Genomic DNA, 22,480 nt, shown 5'->3' with positions numbered 1-22,480 from the left:
ATTTTTTAACGCACTCCATGAATTTTCTTTCTTCTTTTAACCCTCTCCATGAATTAAATTCTCTTTCTAAGACGAAAATATACCCCGCAAAAACAATCTGCACAAGCGCAGCGCGGAAGCCGTTTTACGGGGTATATCTGAGTCTCTCTTTAATTTGAAATTTTTTCTCTTATCAGTGCTCGTTTTAGTGCCATTTCTGCCCGTACATAATCTGTATTGGCATCTTTGGCTGCCAGACGTCTCTTGGCACGCTCTTTTGCCTTTCTGGCACGTTCCAGATTAATTTCATCTGGCCATTCAGCAACTTCTGCCAAAATACTCATGGAGTCACCTGTTATTTCCAGGAAGCCTTTCATTAATGCTGCCTCCTTTTTGGTACCATCTGATTCTGTGATAGTGAGAACTCCAGGTGCAACTATCATAGTCATGGGAATATGCTTTGGATAAATTCCAACATCACCTTCCGTTGTTGTCAGCTCCACCATACGCACATCACCCTGATAAAAAGTACGCTCCGGCGTTGTTACTTCTAATTTCATTAAATTATCAGCCATGCCATCACCTACTTCTTCTCTGCTGCACGCTCTACTACTTCATCAATACTTCCTGCATTCAAGAACATACCTTCCGGAATATCATCATGTTTTCCTTCCAGTATTTCCTTAAATCCCTGAATAGTATCATTTAATGATACATACTGTCCCGGTTTACCTGTAAACTGTTCTGCCACAAAGAATGGCTGTGACAGGAATCTCTGGACCTTTCTTGCACGATCTACAATCAGTTTCTCTTCTTCTGAAAGTTCATCCATACCAAGGATTGCAATAATATCCTGCAATTCTTTATATCTCTGAAGAATTTCCTGAACTCCACGTGCTACCTGATAATGCTCTTCTCCAACAATCTTCGGATCCAGAATTCTGGATGTGGATTCCAGCGGATCTACTGCAGGATAAATACCCATTTCAGAAATAGAACGGGATAATACCGTAGTTGCATCCAGATGGGCAAATGTTGTTGCAGGAGCCGGGTCTGTCAGGTCATCCGCAGGCACATAAACTGCCTGTACAGATGTGATAGAACCGTTTTTTGTGGAAGTAATTCGTTCCTGTAATGCACCCATTTCTGTCTGCAGTGTCGGCTGATATCCTACTGCACTTGGAACACGTCCAAGCAAAGCAGATACTTCAGATCCAGCCTGAGTAAAACGGAAAATATTATCAATAAACAGCAATACATCCTTTCCACCCTGATCACGGAAATTTTCTGCAATAGTAAGTCCAGTAAGACCTACTCGCATACGTGCTCCAGGTGGTTCATTCATCTGTCCGAATACCATGGCTGTTTTATCGATAACTCCAGACTCGCTCATTTCATAATAAAGGTCATTTCCTTCTCGAGTACGCTCTCCTACTCCGGTAAATACAGAATATCCACCATGTTCTGTTGCAATATTTCGAATTAATTCCTGAATCAATACGGTCTTTCCAACCCCGGCACCACCAAACAGTCCGATTTTTCCACCTTTCTGATATGGACACAGCAGATCAACGACTTTGATTCCTGTTTCCAATACTTCAGTTTCTGTAGACTGCTCACTGAATTCCGGTGCTTTTCTATGAATTGGCAACCGTTCTACACCTTCCGGTGCAGGTTTATTATCAATAGGATCTCCCAGCACATTAAAGATACGTCCTAATGTTGCTTCACCGACAGGAACAGAAATTGGTCCTCCTGTAGCAACGGCATCCATGCCGCGAACCAGTCCATCGGTTGGTCCCATTGCGATACATCTTACGGTATCATCTCCCAGATGCTGGGCAACTTCTACAACAAGTTTGCCTCCATCTTTTGTCTGAATATCGATTGCGTCATTTATTTCCGGAAGCTGTCCTTCCTCAAATTTGATATCCAGAACCGCACCAATCACCTGGGTGATTTTCCCTGTATGATTATCTGCCATCTTATTTCCTCCTACTCTTATTTAAGTGCTTCTGCTCCTGAAATAATTTCTGTCAGTTCTTGTGTGATTGCACCTTGTCTTGCGCGGTTATAAGCAAGCTCTAAGGTGGAAATCATTTCCTCTGCATTGCTGGTTGCAGAGTCCATTGCCTGCATTCTCGCACCGTTTTCACTGGCTACCGATGTAACCAGAGCCCCATAGATCATACTGCAAAGATATTTCGGAATCAGCATGGTTAGGGCTTCTTCTGGTTCTGGTTCAAAATTCATCAGTAATTTATCATCCTGAGATTCCTCCAGAGAGTCCCTGTCCCATTCAATCGGCAGCAATTTCACTAATTTAGGTTCATGTACAACGGTATTTTTAAAATCGGTATATGCCAGATATATTTCACCAATCTCTCCATTTTCAAAAGCTTCTAAAACCTTTTCACCAAGTTTTCTTGCATCTTCGTATTCAGGCTCATTAATAATCTCAGAATCATCTGAAACTATTTTATATCCTCGATGGGCAAGTACTTCCATAGCCTTATGTCCAACACCATATATTGCAATTTCATCTTTATCCATTCCGCAGTCACGGATCATCTTTACAATATTATTGTTATATCCGCCTGCAAGTCCTCGATTGGAAGAAATCGTAATAATTCCTTTCACAGAAGACCCGTTGGCTTTTAAATACGGGTGCTCAATATTCCCTGCTTTTGCAAGAATAGATGTCATAGTCTGATACATCTTGTTAAAATATGCTTTTGATTCCTCTGCGCGCTGTCTTGCCCTCTGCAATTTAACTGTAGAGACAAGTTTCATGGCTTTGGTGATCTGTCCGGTACTTTCAATGCTGGCTTTTCGTCTTTTTATATCAATCATTGATGCCATGACGATTCACCTTACTTTCTAAAAGAGTCTTTGCACTCATTTATTGCCTGAATAAGCTTTTCTTCTGTTTCTTTATTTATTACTTTCTCTTCTGCAATTGACTTGAAAATTTCCGGATATTTTGTGTCAATCAGTTCAAACAGCTCTTTTTCAAAATCCAGTACTTTATTCACTTCCAGATCCAGCAGATACTTGTTAACTGCCGCATAAATGATCACAACCTGTTTTTCAACAGCAAGCGGCTGATATTGTGGCTGTTTTAATACTTCACGGATTCTTTCACCCTGTGCCAGACGCTCTTTTGTATCTGCATCCAGTTCAGAACCAAACTGGGCAAATGCTGCAAGTTCACGGTACTGGGCAAGATCTGTACGAATTGGACCGGCAATACTTTTCATTGCCTTAATCTGTGCAGATCCACCAACTCGGGATACAGAAAGTCCTGCATTGATTGCCGGACGGAAACCTGCATTAAACATTTCGGTTTCCAGATAAATCTGACCATCTGTAATAGAAATTACATTGGTTGGAATATATGCAGATACATCCCCTGCCTGAGTTTCAATAATTGGCAGTGCAGTTAATGATCCTCCACCCAGTTCATCTGATAAGCGGGCTGCTCTTTCCAGTAATCTTGAATGAAGATAGAAAACGTCACCAGGATAAGCTTCACGTCCAGGTGGTCGTCTCAGAAGTAGCGAAAGTGTACGATATGCAGTTGCATGTTTACTCAAATCATCATACACGATCAGTACATCTTCTCCCTTTTCCATCCATTCTTCACCAATAGCACATCCTGCATATGGCGCAATATACTGAAGAGGTGCCAGTTCACTGGCTGTAGATGCTACAATTGTTGTATAATCCATAGCACCAAACTCATCCAAAGTTTTTACGATATTAGCAACTGTAGATGCTTTCTGTCCAATTGCTACATAAATACAGTGAACACCCTGACCCTTCTGGTTAATAATAGTATCAATAGCGATCGCTGTCTTACCTGTCTGACGGTCACCAATGATCAATTCACGCTGTCCGCGTCCGATCGGTACCATGGCATCAATCGCCTTAATTCCTGTCTGAATCGGAGTATCTACAGATTTTCTTGAGATAACTCCAGAAGCAACTCTCTCAATTGGACGATATTTATCAGTCTCAATAGGTCCCTTATTATCAATTGGCTGACCCAGTGAATTAACGACACGTCCGGTCATAGCATCTCCAACTGGTACTTCTACAACACGTCCGGTAGTCTTAACTGTATCGCCTTCATTAATATTCTTCTGATTTCCCAAAAGTACAGCACCAACATTATCCTCTTCCAGATTCAGTACCATACCATAAACTTCGCCAGGAAATTCCAGAAGTTCTCCCTGCATGGCTTTTTCCAGACCATGGATTCTGGCAATTCCATCAGCTACCTGTATTACCGTTCCAATATCAGAGGTTTCAAGCTTTGTTGAATATTGTTTAATCTGCTCCTTGATTACAGAGCTGATCTCTTCTGGTCTTAAATTCATGGGGCTTATCTTCCTCCTGTTCTAAAGTTGTATTTTTGACAAATGTTTCCCCATTGTCGTAAGCTTTGTACGAATGGAGTTATCCACAACCCGGTCATCCATATTCAGGATAAGACCTCCAATGATTGCCTCATCTGTCTCATAATGAATCTCCAGCTTTTTATAACTGGTAATGGAAAGAACTTTCTTTTCAATTTTTTCTTTTTGTTCTTTCGATAAAGGAAACGCTGAAGTTACTTTAAGAGTTCCTATTCCCTCAAGCTTCTTTATCTTTTCGATCACATAATCAAAAATTCCATCTATTTCCTGATAGCGTCCCTTTTTTATGATAATCATGAGAAAACCTGTCATATCATCTGATACTTTTCCTTTAAGAATTTTCTCCACGACCTTCATCTTTTCATCTTTGGTAATCTGTGGGTGATGCAGAAAACGAATCAAATCATCATTGGAGTCAAAGATTTCTTTGACCGCCTTAACTTCTTCCATCGCCTGTGCAAGACTTCCTTCTTCAGCCTGCAGAGATACAAATGCATCCCCATAGATCTTACTTACTCTTGAAGCCATGTCTTATCACCCATTTCCTGTAAGGTCTGATCAACAAGTGCAGCCTGTTCCTTGGCATCTATCTGACTTTCAATAATCTTACCTGCCATTAAGACTGCCACCTGAATCATTTCCTGCTTCATCTGATCTTTGACCTTGGCTTTCTGAAGCTCAACTTCACGATTGGCACCGGCAATGATTCTTGCAGCTTCTTCTTTTGCCTCAGCTACAATATCCTCTTCTCTTTTCAGTGCCTTCTTTCTGGCCTGAGCCAGAATCTCGTCTGCTTCTTTTTCAACATTCTTTAATTTCTCATCATACTCAGCTTTTAATCTTGCTGCATCTTCCTGATCCGCAGCTGCCTGATCTAACTGCCCTGCAATCTTTTTCCTACGTTCTTCCAGCATCTTGCGGGCCGGTTCAAACAATAAATAGGAAAGCAATGCAAACATGATAAATACTGCGATTGCCTGCAAAATCACATCAAAGCCAAGCTGAATATCTAATCCAAATATTCTTCCGTCCACGCCTTGGCCTCCCTTCGGCTTATCTTTTTAAAGTTTTGCAAATAATGGGTTTGCATATAATAAGATCAGGCCGATAACCAATCCGTAAAGACCTGTTGTCTCTGCAACAGCCTGTCCTAAAAGCATAGTTGATGTAATATCACCCTTTGCTCCAGGATTGCGTCCTACTGCTGATGCACCTTGTCCTGCTGCATATCCCTGACCAATACCAGGTCCAATACCAGCAATCAGTGCAAGTCCAGCCCCAATTGCTGAACATCCTAATACAAATGCCTCACTTGTAATATTCATATTTCTTTCCTCCTAGATATATCTTTATGAATTTCAATGTCTTTAAGCATCACGCTTTTGTGCGATAAATGTCATCGTCAGCATAGCAAATACAAATGTTTGTATTGCTCCTGAAAATAAATCAAAATAGATGTGCAGAAATGCCGGGATTCCAAGTTTTGCAAATACCGGAAGTAATCCATACCATAATGCCATCATAATGGTACCTGCCATAATGTTTCCAAACAAACGCAGTGACATAGATAACGGTGTTGCAAACTCTCCAATCAGATTGATCGGAAACAAAATAGGAATTGGCTTAAATAAATCAATGAACACATTCAGCTTACTGGTCTTAAAAGCACTGTACTGAATAAGTACAAATGTAATCAATGCCAGGGCCAGAGTCGTGCCATAATCTGCTGTTGGCGGTCGAAGTCCAAATAATCCGGATGTATTACATATTAAGATAAACACCATAATACTTCCGATATAATTGACAAAAGGCCTCCAATGCCTTCCCATTGTTCCTTGAACAAGTTTGTCCAGTGTTTCAACAAGAAGTTCCACAAAATTCTGCAGTCCCTCGGGTTTTTCCTTTCCATTTAAGATTGCACGTCTTGCAATCAATGCAAGAATCAGGATAAATACCATAACAATCAATGTAGTCACATGAGTTGTTGTAATCCACACCCTATGTCCAAGAAACTTAAGCGGTATCAGCCCATGAACCATGAAATCTACATCATTTCCAGCTGATGCAAGCATCATGGGGGCTTTCATAAGTCCCATAGCATAACCTCCTTTTTGTTATTCTTTTAAAATTCTTCTGGTAAGATGCTGATGTATCACCCTGTGAAGTAATGCTGAAAATTTACTGCTTAAAATACCTGTGATAATTCCAATAAAGCAGATAAAATCCATCTTAATTCCAGGTATCATGATCAACAACATGACAAAATATCGAATCATGGTACATTTGACCATATATCGACTGGCATCATGAGAATCCATTTCTACTGCTTTCTGAATACTGACCATCATGTGAATGATCATCCCCACTGCAGCCAGGATGCCGATCAAAATGCCAAGAAGGAACCACAGATTCCCCTTTGTTATTATCATGCCCAAAATTCCAGATACCACACCATAGAGAAAAATCCCAATGACCAGATCCAAAAATGTCTCATCCAGCTGTCTTAACTTATCTATCATTTTCACCCTCCCCGCTGTCATCATTCGCATGCCGGACCAGCGAATACACTCCTCTGATTCCTCCAAGAACTCCTAAAATCAAAAACGGAAGAAACAGATGGGTGGAAAACGTCCGGTCAATCCATAACCCAATAAACATACATAAAAAAATGGATGTCAGCATAGTGATTCCAAGCTGGGTGATTAATGAAAACATACGGATAACAGGCCCATATTTTTTCATATCAAAACCTCCTTATGTATGGCATCTTCATGAGTGCATTATATCATTTCTTCCAAAATATAACCACCACATTTTTACTTTTCCATATATTTCCCACAAATTATTTGAGTGTATCTGATTTTTTTTGTATCTATTATATTGTAAAAAGCCTGTATTTTCATGGTTTATATAACAACCTGCATAATTGTATGGATAACAAGACATATACTCATTCCTGTCATGGCAGGTATAATTACCGCCCAAATAACCCATCGTATTTTTTTCTCTTCCTTCCATATTGTATATAATGTAGTTGCACATGGCCAATGACTGATTGTAAAAACCAGAAAACAGACTGCTGTTCCTAAATTCCATCCATTTTGCACAAGCAATCCGTAAATCTGTCTTAAATTAGAAATTTCCTCCAGAGTTCCATTCTGAAGGTATCCCATGATCATAATCGGTATAACAATCTCATTTGCAGGAAAACCCAACAAAAAAGCAGCTAAAATAGTCCCATCTAATCCAATATAATGTCCTAATGGTTCCAGAAATTTAATAAATCCTTTCATCAATGTAATATTTCCTGTTTTTACATTAATCATGATCCATAAAATTGCCCCGGCAGGTACTGAAACTATAACTGCTCTTCTAAGCATATACAATGTCCGGTCAAAAACTGAACGAACCAGAATTTTTTTCATCTGAGGTTTTCTATATGGTGGCAGCTCCAACATAAAAAAAGAAGAAATTCCTTTTAAAATAGTTAATGATAATATTTTTGACACAAAAAAAGTCAGTAAAATACTCAAAATAATAAATCCCGCCAGAATTACCACAAAAGGAATACGATCTAGTTGTTCTTTTTGAGAAAATCCAGAAAAGAATATTGTAATAACCGTAATCATTGCAGGGAACCTTCCATTGCATGGTATGAAACTATTGGTTAAAACAGCAATAAGACGTTCCCGTGGAGAATCGATAATCCGACACCCTGTCACCCCCACAGCATTACACCCAAGACCCATACTCATTGTAAGAGCCTGTTTTCCGCATCCTCCGCATTTTTTTAACGGGCAATCCAGATTATAAGCCATTCTTGGCAAATAACCGCTGTCTTCCAGCACTGAAAACAGAGGAAAGAAAACTGCCATTGGCGGCAGCATAACCGAGATTACCCAAAACATGACCTTTAAGACTCCATTCATTAGAAAATCATAAAATACCTCTGGTATTTCTATAATAGTCAACAATTTTCCTATCCATCCATAAAGTATATCCATTCCATCTGCCAGACCATCCGAAATATAATTTGCACCTGTAAGGGTAATCCAGAAAATTAATGTAAATAATAATATCATAGAAAGAAATCCGGTCTGGATACTTGTAAAAATCTTATCCATCTGCCTGTCTTTTCGATCATATCCTTCTGGTTTCTCTATAACCTTCTGACATATGCTTTCAATATCCTTTTCCTTTATATTATTTCTTTTCCTTTGCCGTCCAACTTCCTGATCCAAAAGACTCATGATTTCTTTCCTGGTATTCCTTTTATGAGCACAGGTTCCAATGACGACTATACCTAAGATTTCAGACAGTTTCTCCAGATTAATGATAATTCCTCTTTTCTTTGCTTCATCCATCAGATTAACGCAAAGAATTACGTGGGAACTTATTTCCATAACCTGCAGTAAAAATTTTAAATTACGCTGCAGACAGGATGCATCACAGACTACCATTGTAATATCCGGATTCTGCTCACTTAAATAATCTTGTGTGATTATCTCCTCCAAAGAGCGGGCTTTTAAAGAATAAGTCCCAGGTAAGTCAATCAGATGATAACAATACCTGTCTGTTTCAATATCAGCTTCTGCCTTTTCCACTGTTTTTCCCGGCCAGTTTCCCGTGTGTTGTCTCATACCTGTCAGACTATTAAATAAAGTGCTCTTTCCCACATTTGGATTCCCTGCAAATGCCACAACAACAGACTGTTTCATGCTCTTTTTACTCCTAAACAATTACCTTAATATTATGAACATCCTCATTCCGAAATGCAATTACCGCCCCACAAACACCATAAGCGGATGGATTTCCCCATGGACTTTTTCCAACACACACTACTGATACCTTCTCTTCTAATCCCACAGCAGCCATCCTGTCACAAAAATCTTCTTTTGCATCTATTTTTATAATTTCTCCTTTTTCTCCCGGTTCCATCTCATCCATTCTTTTCTCCATTATTTTCTTAACCTTTATAATAGTCACTAATAGTAATATATTCTCTATGGAAATAATTGTTACTTTATTATCCATTTTTTATAAATTTTTGTAAATAATCCCCTATTTCCATTTATGTAATATTATGGTAAAATATTTGTAATATTTACTTAAGGAGATTATATATGAAAAAAGAACGAATGTTATATCCTGAATTTATTCGAATCATTGCAATTCTCTTAATCTGCTTTAATCATATCTCTTCTCAGGAAATCCGTGCCTCTGTTTTCTGGAGCAGTCGTTGGCAGATTAGTCATTTTTTCAACATTCTGATTTCATCCTGGCCAGTTATTCTATTTCTGATGATCAGTGGTATCTTTTTACTAAATCCAGAAAAAACAATCACTGCCAGCAAGATTTTAAAATCTTACATTCTAAGAATGCTGATGGCAATCTGCATCATGGTGCCATTATTTGATATTTGTTACTCTGTTTTTTATCGAGATACTTTTTCTATTTCTTTACAGGATCTTAAGCATGCGCTGATTACTTTATTAAAAAACGATGGTAACGTTGTTTACTGGTTCCTTTATATGATGATTGGTCTCTATCTGGTTCTCCCATTTTTACGAATACTGGTAAAGGAAATGGACCAGAAAACATACTTGTATCTTCTTGCTATACTTTTTGTTACCAACTGCATTATTCCTTATGTGGAACCTTTGGGTATTGGTGCATTTTCCTATGCCAATCTGTTTCTTCGTAAACTGAAACTTACCGGTTTCCTTAAGTATAGCGGCTTTCTTCTGGCAGGCTGGTATATTTATCGTTATCCATTGTCAAAAATCCAGCGTTATATTTTTTATGGGATTGCTGTTTTTTCTATGGGAGTTACTGTTTTTCTTGCCCGAAAGGCCAGCCTGACTCTTGGCGGATGGGAAGAAACCTGGACCAATGATTTCGCACCTGGAATTGTTATTACCGGAATTGCCGTTTTTATTTTTCTTACCCAGATAGGCTCCTCTCCTTTTTGGGAAAAATTCAGAAAACCTATCCTTTTGGGTGGACAGCTTTCTTTTGGAATTTATCTGGTACACAATATTTTCATTCATTTTCTTGTTTCTCAGAAAATGATTGGCCGATATTCTCCTTTTTGGGAAATTCCGGTTCTATCTTTCCTGGTTTTCTTTGTATCAGGAATCATCGTTTATTTATTAAGAAAAATAAAAATAATTCGCTTTTGGATGTGATGTAAAAAAGAGAATGTTGACCTGGCAGATTATAAATCTACTTTTTCAACATTCTCTTTTTTCTGGATAAGATTATATCCCATTCCCTATTTTCTTGTATACTTTGCTGTTACTTTCAGTCTCGCCATGGCTCTGGATAATGCGGCCTGTGTATGATAATACTGTATCCTGCTCTGCTTCTGCTTTAACCGTTCTTCTGCACGAGCTTTTGCTTCTCTTGCCCGGATGATATCAATATCTTCTGGTCGTTCTACCGTATCAACAACAATAATCACAAAATCCCGTGTGATATCTGCAAATCCTTCTCCTACAATTGCCGTATGCCATTCTCCATCTACCTTAAATCTCATTTCCCCGGCAACAACTGCAGTAACTGTATCTTCATGATTGGCAAGGACACCGTAAGAACCATCCACTGCAGGAAATATGACATGTTCACATGCCCCGCTGTAAAATTTCTTGTCACTGGCAATAATTTCAAAATAAAAGGTCTCTGCCATTTATGACACCCCTTTCGCTTTCTCCTTTACATCATCAATTGTTCCTGCCATCAAAAATGCTGTTTCCGGATATTCATCCATCTCACCATCAAGAATCGCTTTAAATCCACGGATTGTTTCACTGACTGGCACATAGACACCAGGAATTCCCGTAAAGTTTTCTGCCACATGGAATGGTTGTGAAAGAAACTTCTGAATTTTTCTTGCCCTGTAAACGGTAAGTTTATCTTCTTCATCCAGTTCTTCCATTCCCAGAATTGCAATGATATCCTGCAGTTCTTTATATTTCTGCAAGGCCTCTTCCACACGTCTGGCTGTTTCATAATGTTCTTCACCTACAATATCAGGCTCAAGAATTCTTGAGCTGGATTCCAGCGGATCAACTGCCGGATAAATTCCCTGCTCAGATATTGCTCTGGACAATACAGTTGTCGCATCCAGATGTGCAAATGTTGTGGCCGGAGCCGGGTCTGTCAGGTCATCGGCAGGTACATAAACAGCCTGTACAGATGTAATGGACCCGTTTTTTGTGGATGTAATTCGCTCCTGAAGTTCTCCAACTTCATTGGCAAGTGTCGGCTGATAACCTACTGCTGACGGCATTCGCCCGAGAAGCGCTGAAACTTCAGATCCTGCCTGTACATAACGGAAGATATTGTCTATAAATAATAATACATTCTGTTTTTCCTGATCACGGAAATATTCTGCCATGGTCAGTCCTGTCTGTGCAACCCTCATACGGGATCCAGGCGGTTCATTCATCTGTCCAAACACCAGCGCTGTATTCTTAATAACCCCGGATTCAGTCATTTCGCCCCAAAGGTCATTTCCCTCACGGGAACGCTCTCCTACACCAGTAAAAATTGAGTATCCTCCATGTTCTGTTGCAATGTTGTGAATCAATTCCTGAATCAATACAGTTTTTCCTACACCTGCACCTCCAAATAAACCAATCTTTCCACCTTTTGCATAAGGTGCCAGAAGATCAATAACCTTAATTCCTGTTTCAAACATTTCTACAACAGGACTCTGATCTTCAAATTTCGGTGGTTCCCTGTGAATCGTCCACTTTTCTTCTGTTTCAATAGGTTCTCCATTATCTATGGTTTCTCCAAGAACATTAAACATTCGGCCAAGTGTCTGTTTCCCTACAGGTACTTTAATTGGTCCCCCTGTTGTCATTACTTCCATTCCTTTATGCAGACCTTCACTTGCCGCAAGAAGAATGCAGCGTACCGTCCGGTTTCCCATATGCTGTGCCACTTCCATAACAACATTTTTCCCTTTATTTTTGACGGTTAATGCGTCTTTTATCAAAGGAAGATGTTCTGTCTCAAATTCCACATCTATAACAGGACCCAGAACCTGAACAATTTTTCCTTTTTCCATCTGATTATCCCTTCCTTCGTTCTTATTTCTTTCTTAATGCTTTTGCCCCGCTGGCAACTTCCGTTATTTCCTGAGTAATAGCTGCCTGGCGGACCCTATTATACTGTAAATCTAATTTCTGAATCATCTCACTGGCACTTTTACTTGCACCTTCCATTGCCATCATTCTGGCATTCAGTTCACTGGAGAAGGACTCAACCATAGCCCCATACACCAGCCCCTTGATATAATTTGGCACCAGCCGGTCCATAACAGCTTCAACAGAAGGCTGAAAATCTGTCGTTCTCCCGGATTGTTTCTCTGCCATAATATAATTTTCGCCATTTAACGGCAGTATTTTAACCATTTGAGGCTCTGATACTGTTGATGTTATCATCTTCGTGTAAATAACATAAACTTCATCCAGTTCTCCTTCAACATACATTTTGAGTATTTTTTCTGCTATTCTCCTTGCCCGGTAAATGGTCGGATCCTGGGTCGTATAAAAGAAATCTTCATCGGTCTGAGCCTCATTTCTTTTTCCAAAATAATTTCTTCCCATATATCCCATAACAAACAATCTGCAGTCTTCAACTTTCCCCATCTGCTCTTCTGCCATTTTAATTACGTTATGATTGTAGGCACCTGCAAGTCCACGATCCGCTGTCATAATCAAAAAACCCTTTTTCTGTCCAGACTTTCTGGAACTCTCCAGAAACGGATGCTTCAGTTTGGGCGAATGAGTCATAATATCCATTAATGTAGCCTGTATCATTTCAAAATATGGCGCAGTAGCCTCCAGCTGCTTTCTTGCTTTCTTAAGTTTTGATGATGAAATCAGATACATTGCATTGGTAATTTTCCTTGTATCTTCAATACTGCTCTTTCTTGTCTTAATTTCTCTCATATTTGCCATAAGACATCACCTACTTAAAAAAAGTCTCAATTCCCTGCTGAATGGATGCAGCAAGTTCCTCCGTCAGGATTTTTCCATCATCGATTTCCTGAATAATTTCCGGATATTTCTGTTCAAAAACAGATACCATTTCTTCTGTTGTCTTCTTAAGCTCACTTAAAGGAATATTGTCAAGCATCTTATGAGATGCTGCATATAACAGAATAATCTGTTTATGAAGACTCATTGGATGATACAATGGCTGTTTCAGCAATTCTATCAGATGTGCTCCATGGTTTAAGACTTCTTTTGTCCCCTCATCCAGATCTGAACTAAACTGTGTGAAAACCTCCAGTTCGCGATACTGTGCCAAATCAATTCTCAGATTTCCTGCAACTTTTTTCATGATTTTTGTCTGAGCTGCACCTCCTACACGTGAAACTGATAATCCGACATTAACTGCCGGTCGAACACCTGAAAAGAACAGTTCACTTTCCAGGAAAATCTGCCCATCGGTAATGGAAATCACGTTAGTTGGAATATATGCAGATACATCACCTGCCTGTGTTTCAATAATTGGCAGCGCTGTTATAGAGCCGCCTCCATGTGCTTCATCCAGACGGCAGGATCGTTCCAGAAGCCTTGAATGGAGATAAAATACGTCACCTGGATAAGCTTCTCGTCCAGGAGATCTCTCCAGCAGCAATGAGATAGTACGGTAAGCCACTGCATGCTTGGACAAATCATCATATACAATCAGTACATCTTTTCCCTGATACATAAAGTGCTCTCCGATTGCAGTTCCTGCATAAGGCGCAATGTATTGTAAAGATGCCGGGTCACTTGCTGTGGATGCAAGAACAATAGAATAATCCATGGCACCGTGTTTTTTCAGGGTTGTTACAATCTGTGATACCGTTGATGCCTTCTGTCCAACTGCAACATATATACATATCACATCCTGACCTTTTTGATTTAAAATCGCATCTACTGCAATAGAAGTCTTTCCTGTCTGACGGTCTCCGATGATCAGTTCCCTTTGTCCTCGTCCAATCGGAAACATGGAATCAATAGCTAGAATTCCTGTCTGTAAAGGCTGATCTACAGATTTTCGATCTATAACTCCTGCTGCTTCATGTTCAATCGGTCTGTATTCATCTGTCTCTATTTCCCCATTTCCATCAATCGGCTCTCCTATGGCATTCACCACACGTCCAATCATAGCATTACCTACCGGGATTTCTGCCTGAATTCCGGTTCGTGTAACCTTGGAACCTTCCATCAATCCATAATCGGAACCCAGGAGAACACATCCGATACAGCTTCTTTCAATATTCAGGACCATTCCACGAACACCGGTTTCAAAAATTACCAGCTCTCCGTACATAACCTGATCCATTCCATAAACAGTTGCAATTCCATCTGCAATCTGTATAACTCTTCCCTCTTCTTTCACTTCTGTCTTTTCATCATAATGTTCAATCTGATCTTTTAAGACAGAAACAACAGTTTCTGGTTTAATACTGCTCACCTGATTCTCACCTCCACGTTAAATCCTGTTTCATTTTTTCCAGTTTCCCTTTTAGGCTGTTATCAATCACATAATCCTGAACTTTTATGACAAATCCTCCAATCAGCGAATGATCCTGTTTTAAAATAAGCTCCACACTATCTGCATCATATTTCTTTTTCAGGTATTTCTTTATTCTTTTTTTCTGTATTTCTTCTGGTTTTGTCACATAAATCAGCTCTGCCTGAATCTTTTTTTCTTTTTTCGATCTGAGTATATGGTAATATGCAAATGCTTCTTTCAGATTTTCCGTATTTCTGTTTGCACAAATCGTTTTTAAAAACTTCTGCATAGCTCCTGGAAAAATCTTCTCAATTACTTTATTTTTCTCCTTTTTGGAAATCAATGGATTTTCCAATGCCTTCATCAGTTCAGGATTCTCATTTAAAATACATTCTGATTCATGAATACTTTCTGTGGATATATCCAGATCAAATAATGCCTGTCCATATGCCATAGATACTATTTTCATTTCTAGACACCTGCCTCTTTTAAGAAATCATCTAACATTTTTTCATTGTCCTGACTGGTTGTTTCCTTTTCTACCACTTTTGCTGCTGCCATCAGTGCAATTCCTGCGATTTCACTTTGCAATCCTGCCAGTGTTTTCTGCTTCTGAATTTCCATATCCTTCTGGGCATTTTCCTTCATCAGCGCAATCTCTTCATCTGCCTGACTTATTTTCTCATGATATTCTGCCTTTGCACGTTCTCTTGCATCGGAAACGATTTGTCCTGCCTGATCCTTTGCTGCTGTAAGAGATGCTTCATACTCTTTTTTCAGTTCTGCAGCTTCCTGCTTCTGGTTTGCTGCCTCTGTTAAATCTTTTGTGATTATCTCTTTCCTTTTTTCCATAATCGCATTTACCGGACCAAACAAAAATTTCCGAAGCAGAAGATAAAATACAAAGATATTTACAATTGGCCAGATTATGGCCCAGTCTAATTTTAGAAACATATCTTCTGCCTCCCGGTTTTATTTTAATACAATCAGTAAAATAGCTATAACCAGTCCATAAATAGCTGTTGATTCTGCCAGTGCACATCCAAGAAGTAATGTTTTGTTAATGTTTCCAGCTTCCTCCGGCTGTCTGGCAATAGCTCCCAAAGCTCCGTTTGTTGCTATTCCAATTCCAATTCCTGCTCCTAAACCTGTTAATACCGCAATTCCTGCTCCTATTGCTGCTAATCCCATAATCATATCTCCTTTTCTTTTACTCAAGTGATTCACTAATAAACAGTGATGTTAATAAAACAAAAACATATGCCTGTAATAATCCATCAAAAAAATCAAAATAACAGCTGAACGGCAATGGCACAATTGCCGGCGCTGCAATGGTAATCAGTTCCATCAGAACAAAACCACCTAAAATATTTCCAAAAAGACGCATACATAATGATAAAGGTCTGGTGATGATCTCCAACAAATTAATTGGAATCATCATTGCCATTGGCTGTCCATAACTCATCAGATATCCCTTGACACCTTTTTCGCGTATGCCGGAATAAATAATCAGAAACAAGCTGATTACTGCAAGCCCTGCAGTTACATTCAGGTCTTTTGTAGGAGGTGCTACCCGAAAGAATCCTGATACATTGGAACAGCCCAGATAAATCAGCACCGTTCCCAGGAAAGGAATATATGGTTTTGCTTTTTCTCCCACAATATCACCTATAAATCCATAAATGAATCCAACAAGCGCTTCCACATAAAGCTGCGGTCCTTCTGGTTCGATTTTCAGGTTCCTTACAAAAATGATACACAGCAATACAACAATTGCCATGATACCCCAGGTAACTACCGTTGACTCAGGCACCGGAATTCCCTTCCCAACAGGGATCACAAAACTTGTCCGAAGTTCCAGGGCCTTCATTAGTTCATTTGCCAATGAACCCATTTTCTCACCTTCTTTTCCTGTCTGGTATTCTTTTTTAACAAAAGGTGCCTACAGTTTCTGCTTAACAGAAATTGTAAACACCTTTGTTTGTCTGCTATTTTATTCCCCTGATTTCTATTTGTCAATTATTTTCCCGTTAAATTTTTGTTTATATTGTACAAAATGCAGTTCTTTTTATTGTGAAAAATGCTATAACACGCTATAACAGAACAAAGCGGACATCCACGCGGAGCGTTTTTTATTACATAGGAAATTCAAAGGAATTTCCTATGTAATAAAAAAACAGCCGATTCCGGCTGTTTCCCAAGGTTCACTTTCTAATTAATCTTCAATCATATTGATACGACGAATATGTCTTTCATCATTTGAGAATTTTGTTTCCAGGAAAGTATCTACGATTTCAAGAGCAAGTCCTTCTCCTGTTACTCTTGCACCCATTGCAAGAATGTTTGCATCGTTATGTTCCCTTGTGGCTTTTGCACTAAATGTGTCTCCACAAAGAGCAGCACGGATTCCAGGAATCTTGTTTGCTGTAATAGAAATTCCAATACCTGTTCCACAAATCAGAATTCCCTGTTTGATCTCACCATCTTTGATTCCTTTTGCAACTGCTTTTGCATAAACAGGATAATCACAGGATTCTTCAGAATAGCAGCCATAATCTTTTACTGCATAACCCTTTTCCTCTAAATGCTTGATTACTGCCTGTTTCAATGCAAATCCGCCATGATCACTTCCAATACCTATCATTTTGTTTCCTCCTAATCTTTCTTCCCATATTTTTTTTATTAATCGCGTAATCTGAATAAAACAACGCTCATAGTCTTCTTCTTCCATACCATAGGGATCAATGACCGCTCCCTCAACTCTGGCATATTCATTAATAGTAGCAACTTCTTTGTATCCATGATAATCACTTATGATCTTTTCTTTTTGTTCTTCTGTCATCGTGAGGATCAAATCACTTTCTTCAACTTCTTCCTGCAAAAGCTGGGAAGACTGAAAGTCTACAATCTCAATTCCGGTTTCCCGGACCATATCTGCTGCCTTTACATGTACCGGTTCCGGAAAAAGCACAACCAGCCCTCTGGAAACCACCTCAACATCTTTTTGATGAGCCTCTTTCAGATACTGACGCAATACAGACTCTGCAATAAAACTGCGGCAGGTATTATTTGTACTCACTATGATAATCTTCTTCAAAACATTCTCCTTTTTCAAACTCGAATGATCCTATGACCTGCTGCTTTCACAAGACGGTTCATGACCGCCTCCTCCAAAGGTTCCCCTTCGAAACCCTCTGAATAGATCACATCCACATCTTTATGATCGAATCCACGTATAACATCATACAGATTTGCTGTTACTGTTTCCATGTTCTTACGTTGTCCCACAGAGACAACTTCATCTGCACAATATAAATCCACTGTTTCATCTGTGCCGATAACTCCTGTTCTTATTCCCTGTTTTCTGTCTTTCTCAGTCAAACGGTTGATTTCATCAACTACCGCCTGCCTTTCTCCCAGAATCAATGTCATCTGTGCCTTTGGTGCATAATGTCTATATTTCATCCCTGGTGCTTTAGGTATCCCATTATCTTCTCCACGAAAAGATGTATTCATCTGCACCTTACATCCAATTACTTTTTCTAAATCTTCCTTTGTAATACGACCTGGTCTTAAAATAACAGGAATATCCTCTGTAAAATCAACAATTGTTGACTCCACCCCAACCAAAACAGCTCCTCCATCCAATATCATAGGAATCTTTCCCTTAAGATCCTCCATAACATGTTCTGCCTTTGTAGGACTTGGTCTTCCTGATGTATTGGCACTAGGGGCGGCAATTGGCACTCCTGATCTTCGAATCAGTTCCAATGCCACCTGATGTGATGGCATCCTCACTGCTACAGATTCCAAGCCTCCTGTAACACATCCAGGGACTATCTCTGTCTTTGGAAGAATCACAGTTAACGGACCTGGCCAGAAAACTTCCATGGCCTTTCTGGCGGTTGGCGGCATCTTCTTAACCAGTCTTTCCACCATATCTATGTCACACACATGTAAGATTAATGGATTATCTGAAGGCCGTCCTTTGGCTTCATAAATCTTATGGACCGCATCTTCCATAAAGCCATTCCCACCCAGTCCATAAACTGTTTCTGTTGGAAATGCAACGACCTCGCCCTTCCTTATCAGCCCTGCAGCTTCATTGAGTCCATCATCTGATTCTTCAATTTGCTGAATTTTTACTAATTTTGTCTTCATAATATCTCCTAAACATACTTAACAATTATATCATTAATCCGTACAAAAAAAAAGTCCGTATTCTTCATCCTTTTTCCGCTTAACGGAAAAGACAAATCCTTTAAACTTATATTTTCCTATAATATGAGAATATTGTTTCATAAATTTTCTTATAATATAAAAAAAGCAAGGGCTGCTCGTATGAAACAAAATTCAAAAATGATATTTTTAGGAAGTTTCTTTATTCTATTTCTACTTTCTGTTTCTTCATTTACTTTTCCCATTTTTGTAAATCAAACAATCCATAATCGGAATATTATATATATAGATCCCGGTCATGGCGGCTCTGATCCTGGAAAAGTAGGTTCTGGTAATATTCTGGAGAAAGATATTAATCTTTCTCTCTCCCTAAAACTGAAAAAAATTCTGGAGAAAGCAAACTTCAAAGTATTTTTAACAAGAAACGGTGATTATAATCTGGCGTCATCTTCAACAAATGTAAAATTATCAGACCTGAAAAATCGAAAACAACAGATATTCGATCAGGATCCCATTGCTGTCATCAGTATTCATCAGAATAGTTATCCCAGTGAAGAAGTTCATGGTGCACAGGTTTTCTACTATCTGGGTTCTTCAAAAAGCAAGCATCTGGCTGATTCCATACAGTCTGAATTAGTTAAGGGATTAGATCCATCAAATCACCGCAAGGCAAAATCCAACACGGATTACTATCTTCTAAAAAATAATCCATATCCTACAGTGATTGTGGAATGTGGCTTCCTATCGAATGAAGAAGAAAAGCAAAAACTTATGACCAGCTCTTATCAGAAAAAAGCTGCACAATGTATATATCAGGGATTAAAAGAGTATCTTTCCTCTTCATCAGAATAGTAATAAAAAAATGCCGGGAATTACTCCCGGCAATGAACTCCTTGTAATCATTCTCTTATTTTTTGAAAATTGACAGCACAAATCTCCCCTTCCCCGTTATCAATAAACTCTTTCATGTATGAATCATCTTCCTTTAATATTAGATTCACATGTTCCAGGTTCACATCACTTATTGCAATGCCATCCAAACGGATTGCCAGTCCTTCAGATAAATATTTAGATAATTCGTCATGATTCGCCATATGTACCTCCTTCTGCTGCTTACATATGAAGCAGTATTTCGTGGTAGTCATATCCTTTACTGTACCAAAATGTAAGGTTCTGTCGCGACATATTCCTATTATATACTTAATTGTAAATTTTTTCAACATAAAAATTGGGGAAATTTGTAAATTCAATAGAAACACTTTACACCTGTCAAAAGTAATACTATAATAACAACAAAGTAAGGAGTGATGATTATGAAAATAGAACGTATCAGCGATAATCAAATACGATGTACTTTAAATAAAGAAGATCTTGCAGGAAAGGAAACACTATTAAACGAGCTGGCTTTTGGGTCTGATAAAGCAAAAGGACTTTTTCGTGAATTAATGCAAAAAGCCTCTGCAGAGCTTGGTTTTGAAACAAATGATATTCCATTAATGGTAGAAGCCATCCCCGTTTCAAAAGAATGTCTGATTCTTGTAATTACCAGAGTTGATAATCCGGAGGACTTCCAGGACCACTATAAAAAACTGGCTAAAAATGTTTCCCCAGATCATATTCATTTTGCAGATGACAGTGAATTGTTAGACATACTTGGAGATGCAGTTGAACATCCAATGAAGGATTTTGAAAAATCCATGAAAGATGCACTAACGGATTCTAATACGAGTATATACTGTTTCCATTCACTGGAAGACATATCAGCCGCAGTAAAACTAATCAAAGATTATGATACTCAGAGCAGTTTATATAAAAATCCAATGAACCATTGTTATTATCTGACATTAAACATTTTATCGGAAACAGCTGAAAACCATCGTATGGATGAAATTCATTCTATACTTTCTGAATACTGCAAACGTTTGCCAAACACTTATGCAACCAAAGCTTTATTTAATGAACATCTACAAACCATTATCCAAAAACAGGCCATAGAAGAGATGGCTGAATATTAGAGATTTAAAAACATGGTCCCCGAGGCTCTGCTTGGTCAGATACATTCGGAGTACCATGTTTTTATATAGTCAATAAAATTAAAGGGACAAGTTCCCTGTCAATCTCCTGTCTCCCTCAATCATAAGAGACTTATTTTGCAGCCGTATAAATCTTTACAAGATCCTCTGCTTTTAATTTTTTAAATGCACCCAATTCCACGGTATTTTCATTGGTTGCTTTCATTGCCATTTCTTCTATCTGTTCATCTGTTGGCTCAATACCAAGTTCTTTCATATTAACAGGCATATTAATGGAGTGGTAAAAATCCTCAACAGCTTCAATTCCTGCCAATGCTGTTTTCTTAACATCGCCCTGATCTTCTACTCCCATCACATTTTTAGCAAACTTTGCAAAACGTTCCGGTTTTTCATCCATTACATATCTTGCCCAGCTTCCCCAGACTGCTGCAAGTCCTGCCCCATGTGCCACATCAAACATTCCTCCTAATTCATGTTCGATCAAATGAGTTGCCCAGTCACCGCCATTGGTTCCGCAACCTGTAAGACCATTATGTGATACAGAACCTGCCCACATAATTTCTGCCCGTGCATCATAATTTTTCGGATCATCCAAAAGAATTTTTGCATTAACCATTACATTTTTCATCACATCTTCCGCAAAACTGTCTGTGAGATCCATTGTATCTTCTACAACAAAATAGCGTTCCATAGTATGCATCATAATATCCGTACATCCGCTTTCTGTCTGATATTCCGGCAATGTATATGTCAGTTCTGGATTCATTACTGCAAATTTACATCTTCCATAATCAATATCCAATGCCTTTTTATACCATCCGTCTTCATTTGTAATTACAGAAGAATTGCTCATCTCACTTCCTGCTGCTGCAATTGTAAGAACCGCTCCAATCGGCATACATCCTGTCGGTTGCTCTTTTCCTGTATACAAATCCCATACATCACAGAATTGGTTTGCCATACCATAGCCGATGGCTTTCGCAGAATCAATAACACTTCCGCCTCCTACAGCAAGAATAAAATCAACATCTTCTTCCTTACAAAGTTCAATTCCTTCGTAAACCTTAGATAATCTTGGATTTGGCACAACACCGCCAAGACTTACATAATCCACTCCTTCAACTTCCAACGCTTTAAAAATACGATCCAGAAGTCCCGATTTTTTTGCACTCTGTCCGCCGTAATGAACCAAAACTTTTTTACATCCCTGCTCTTTTATAAGAGCACCAACTTCCTTTTCACTATCTTTGCCAAAAATAACTTTGGTTGGTGTATAATACTGGAAATTTAACATACCGTCCTCCTTTAATTATAAATTCCATTCAAAACGAATTTATCCCTCGC

Annotated in this window: 27 protein-coding genes; 3 read left to right on the top strand and 24 right to left on the bottom strand. The window is 38.8% G+C overall.

The window, feature by feature from the left end:
• Positions 1–149: 149 nt before the first annotated feature.
• The 12 genes from atpC (KTB61_RS05745) to KTB61_RS05690 form a co-directional block, all read right to left on the bottom strand.
• A complete protein-coding gene (gene atpC / locus KTB61_RS05745; RefSeq protein WP_075760000.1) occupies positions 150–554 on the bottom strand; it encodes an ATP synthase F1 subunit epsilon in 405 nt (134 codons plus the stop codon).
• A gap of 8 nt (positions 555–562) precedes the next feature.
• A complete protein-coding gene (atpD, locus tag KTB61_RS05740) occupies positions 563–1,963 on the bottom strand; it encodes a F0F1 ATP synthase subunit beta (RefSeq protein ID WP_075759999.1) in 1,401 nt (466 codons plus the stop codon).
• 17 nt (positions 1,964–1,980) lie between these two features.
• Complete coding sequence (gene atpG / locus KTB61_RS05735; protein WP_075759998.1) at positions 1,981–2,841, bottom strand: ATP synthase F1 subunit gamma; 861 nt, start codon at positions 2,839–2,841, stop codon at positions 1,981–1,983.
• A gap of 11 nt (positions 2,842–2,852) precedes the next feature.
• Positions 2,853–4,361: a F0F1 ATP synthase subunit alpha gene (gene atpA, locus KTB61_RS05730; protein ID WP_075759997.1), complete on the bottom strand. Its 1,509-nt coding sequence runs from the start codon at positions 4,359–4,361 to the stop codon at positions 2,853–2,855.
• A gap of 21 nt (positions 4,362–4,382) precedes the next feature.
• Entirely contained in the window at positions 4,383–4,928 is a 546-nt protein-coding gene (gene atpH, locus KTB61_RS05725) for an ATP synthase F1 subunit delta (RefSeq protein WP_075759996.1), read from the bottom strand.
• Positions 4,913–5,434, bottom strand: coding sequence for a F0F1 ATP synthase subunit B (gene atpF / locus KTB61_RS05720; protein ID WP_075759995.1), 522 nt, complete (start codon positions 5,432–5,434; stop codon positions 4,913–4,915). Before atpF (KTB61_RS05720) ends, atpH (KTB61_RS05725) begins: the two co-directional genes overlap by 16 nt.
• Positions 5,435–5,461: 27 nt before the next feature.
• On the bottom strand, positions 5,462–5,725 hold the full coding sequence (atpE, locus tag KTB61_RS05715; RefSeq protein ID WP_075759994.1) for an ATP synthase F0 subunit C: 264 nt from the start codon (positions 5,723–5,725) through the stop codon (positions 5,462–5,464).
• A gap of 42 nt (positions 5,726–5,767) precedes the next feature.
• Entirely contained in the window at positions 5,768–6,496 is a 729-nt protein-coding gene (gene atpB / locus KTB61_RS05710; protein WP_075759993.1) for a F0F1 ATP synthase subunit A, read from the bottom strand.
• Positions 6,497–6,514: 18 nt separating this feature from the next.
• Complete coding sequence (locus KTB61_RS05705) at positions 6,515–6,919, bottom strand: hypothetical protein (RefSeq protein ID WP_075759992.1); 405 nt, start codon at positions 6,917–6,919, stop codon at positions 6,515–6,517.
• Positions 6,909–7,142 (bottom strand): AtpZ/AtpI family protein, encoded by a 234-nt coding sequence (locus KTB61_RS05700; RefSeq protein ID WP_075759991.1) that lies wholly within the window; start codon positions 7,140–7,142, stop codon positions 6,909–6,911. Before KTB61_RS05700 ends, KTB61_RS05705 begins: the two co-directional genes overlap by 11 nt.
• A 164-nt stretch (positions 7,143–7,306) precedes the next feature.
• Positions 7,307–9,118, bottom strand: a complete 1,812-nt coding sequence (feoB, locus tag KTB61_RS05695; RefSeq protein WP_216697011.1) for a ferrous iron transporter B — start codon at positions 9,116–9,118, stop codon at positions 7,307–7,309.
• A 13-nt stretch (positions 9,119–9,131) separates the two neighbouring features.
• Entirely contained in the window at positions 9,132–9,434 is a 303-nt protein-coding gene (locus tag KTB61_RS05690; RefSeq protein ID WP_083638407.1) for a FeoA family protein, read from the bottom strand.
• Positions 9,435–9,523: 89 nt separating this feature from the next.
• Here KTB61_RS05690 and KTB61_RS05685 point away from each other — a divergent pair, with 89 nt between their 5' ends.
• The gene (locus KTB61_RS05685; RefSeq protein WP_075759988.1) at positions 9,524–10,588 is read left to right on the top strand and encodes an acyltransferase; all 1,065 of its coding nucleotides are present in this window, start codon (positions 9,524–9,526) and stop codon (positions 10,586–10,588) included.
• Positions 10,589–10,674: 86 nt separating this feature from the next.
• Here KTB61_RS05685 and atpC (KTB61_RS05680) read toward each other — a convergent pair whose 3' ends face one another.
• The 10 genes from atpC (KTB61_RS05680) to KTB61_RS05635 form a co-directional block, all read right to left on the bottom strand.
• Entirely contained in the window at positions 10,675–11,088 is a 414-nt protein-coding gene (gene atpC, locus KTB61_RS05680; protein WP_075759987.1) for an ATP synthase F1 subunit epsilon, read from the bottom strand.
• Positions 11,089–12,477, bottom strand: a complete 1,389-nt coding sequence (gene atpD, locus KTB61_RS05675) for a F0F1 ATP synthase subunit beta (RefSeq protein WP_075759986.1) — start codon at positions 12,475–12,477, stop codon at positions 11,089–11,091.
• A 22-nt stretch (positions 12,478–12,499) separates the two neighbouring features.
• The gene (gene atpG, locus KTB61_RS05670) at positions 12,500–13,372 is read right to left on the bottom strand and encodes an ATP synthase F1 subunit gamma (protein ID WP_075759985.1); all 873 of its coding nucleotides are present in this window, start codon (positions 13,370–13,372) and stop codon (positions 12,500–12,502) included.
• Positions 13,373–13,382: 10 nt separating this feature from the next.
• The gene (gene atpA / locus KTB61_RS05665) at positions 13,383–14,882 is read right to left on the bottom strand and encodes a F0F1 ATP synthase subunit alpha (protein ID WP_216697010.1); all 1,500 of its coding nucleotides are present in this window, start codon (positions 14,880–14,882) and stop codon (positions 13,383–13,385) included.
• 7 nt (positions 14,883–14,889) lie between these two features.
• Positions 14,890–15,393 (bottom strand): ATP synthase F1 subunit delta, encoded by a 504-nt coding sequence (gene atpH / locus KTB61_RS05660; RefSeq protein ID WP_230973636.1) that lies wholly within the window; start codon positions 15,391–15,393, stop codon positions 14,890–14,892.
• Between the two features lie 2 nt (positions 15,394–15,395).
• Positions 15,396–15,878 (bottom strand): F0F1 ATP synthase subunit B, encoded by a 483-nt coding sequence (atpF, locus tag KTB61_RS05655; protein WP_075759982.1) that lies wholly within the window; start codon positions 15,876–15,878, stop codon positions 15,396–15,398.
• 18 nt (positions 15,879–15,896) lie between these two features.
• Entirely contained in the window at positions 15,897–16,115 is a 219-nt protein-coding gene (gene atpE / locus KTB61_RS05650) for an ATP synthase F0 subunit C (RefSeq protein ID WP_075759981.1), read from the bottom strand.
• A 19-nt stretch (positions 16,116–16,134) separates the two neighbouring features.
• Positions 16,135–16,818 carry a F0F1 ATP synthase subunit A gene (locus tag KTB61_RS05645; protein WP_216697009.1) on the bottom strand — a complete coding sequence of 228 codons (684 nt, stop codon included), beginning with the start codon at positions 16,816–16,818 and terminating at the stop codon, positions 16,135–16,137.
• Between the two features lie 321 nt (positions 16,819–17,139).
• Positions 17,140–18,021: a ribose 5-phosphate isomerase B gene (gene rpiB, locus KTB61_RS05640; protein WP_230973635.1), complete on the bottom strand. Its 882-nt coding sequence runs from the start codon at positions 18,019–18,021 to the stop codon at positions 17,140–17,142.
• Between the two features lie 14 nt (positions 18,022–18,035).
• Positions 18,036–19,085 (bottom strand): L-threonylcarbamoyladenylate synthase, encoded by a 1,050-nt coding sequence (locus KTB61_RS05635; protein WP_216697008.1) that lies wholly within the window; start codon positions 19,083–19,085, stop codon positions 18,036–18,038.
• Between the two features lie 180 nt (positions 19,086–19,265).
• Between KTB61_RS05635 and KTB61_RS05630 the strand changes: the two genes are divergently transcribed.
• Positions 19,266–19,955 carry an N-acetylmuramoyl-L-alanine amidase gene (locus tag KTB61_RS05630; RefSeq protein WP_216697007.1) on the top strand — a complete coding sequence of 230 codons (690 nt, stop codon included), beginning with the start codon at positions 19,266–19,268 and terminating at the stop codon, positions 19,953–19,955.
• Between the two features lie 47 nt (positions 19,956–20,002).
• Here KTB61_RS05630 and KTB61_RS05625 read toward each other — a convergent pair whose 3' ends face one another.
• Positions 20,003–20,197, bottom strand: coding sequence for a hypothetical protein (locus tag KTB61_RS05625; protein WP_075759977.1), 195 nt, complete (start codon positions 20,195–20,197; stop codon positions 20,003–20,005).
• 219 nt (positions 20,198–20,416) lie between these two features.
• Between KTB61_RS05625 and KTB61_RS05620 the strand changes: the two genes are divergently transcribed.
• On the top strand, positions 20,417–21,118 hold the full coding sequence (locus tag KTB61_RS05620) for an adaptor protein MecA (protein WP_230973634.1): 702 nt from the start codon (positions 20,417–20,419) through the stop codon (positions 21,116–21,118).
• A 130-nt stretch (positions 21,119–21,248) separates the two neighbouring features.
• Here the strand turns inward: KTB61_RS05620 and KTB61_RS05615 are convergent, their stop codons facing one another.
• Complete coding sequence (locus KTB61_RS05615; RefSeq protein ID WP_075759975.1) at positions 21,249–22,430, bottom strand: iron-containing alcohol dehydrogenase; 1,182 nt, start codon at positions 22,428–22,430, stop codon at positions 21,249–21,251.
• Positions 22,431–22,480 lie beyond the last annotated feature (50 nt).

This window comes from Anaerostipes faecalis (assembly GCF_018982945.1).
Taxonomy (GTDB): domain Bacteria; phylum Bacillota; class Clostridia; order Lachnospirales; family Lachnospiraceae; genus Anaerostipes; species Anaerostipes faecalis.
The sequence above is the reverse complement of the archived record's forward strand: the minus strand, read 5'-3'. Positions and strand labels throughout refer to the sequence as shown.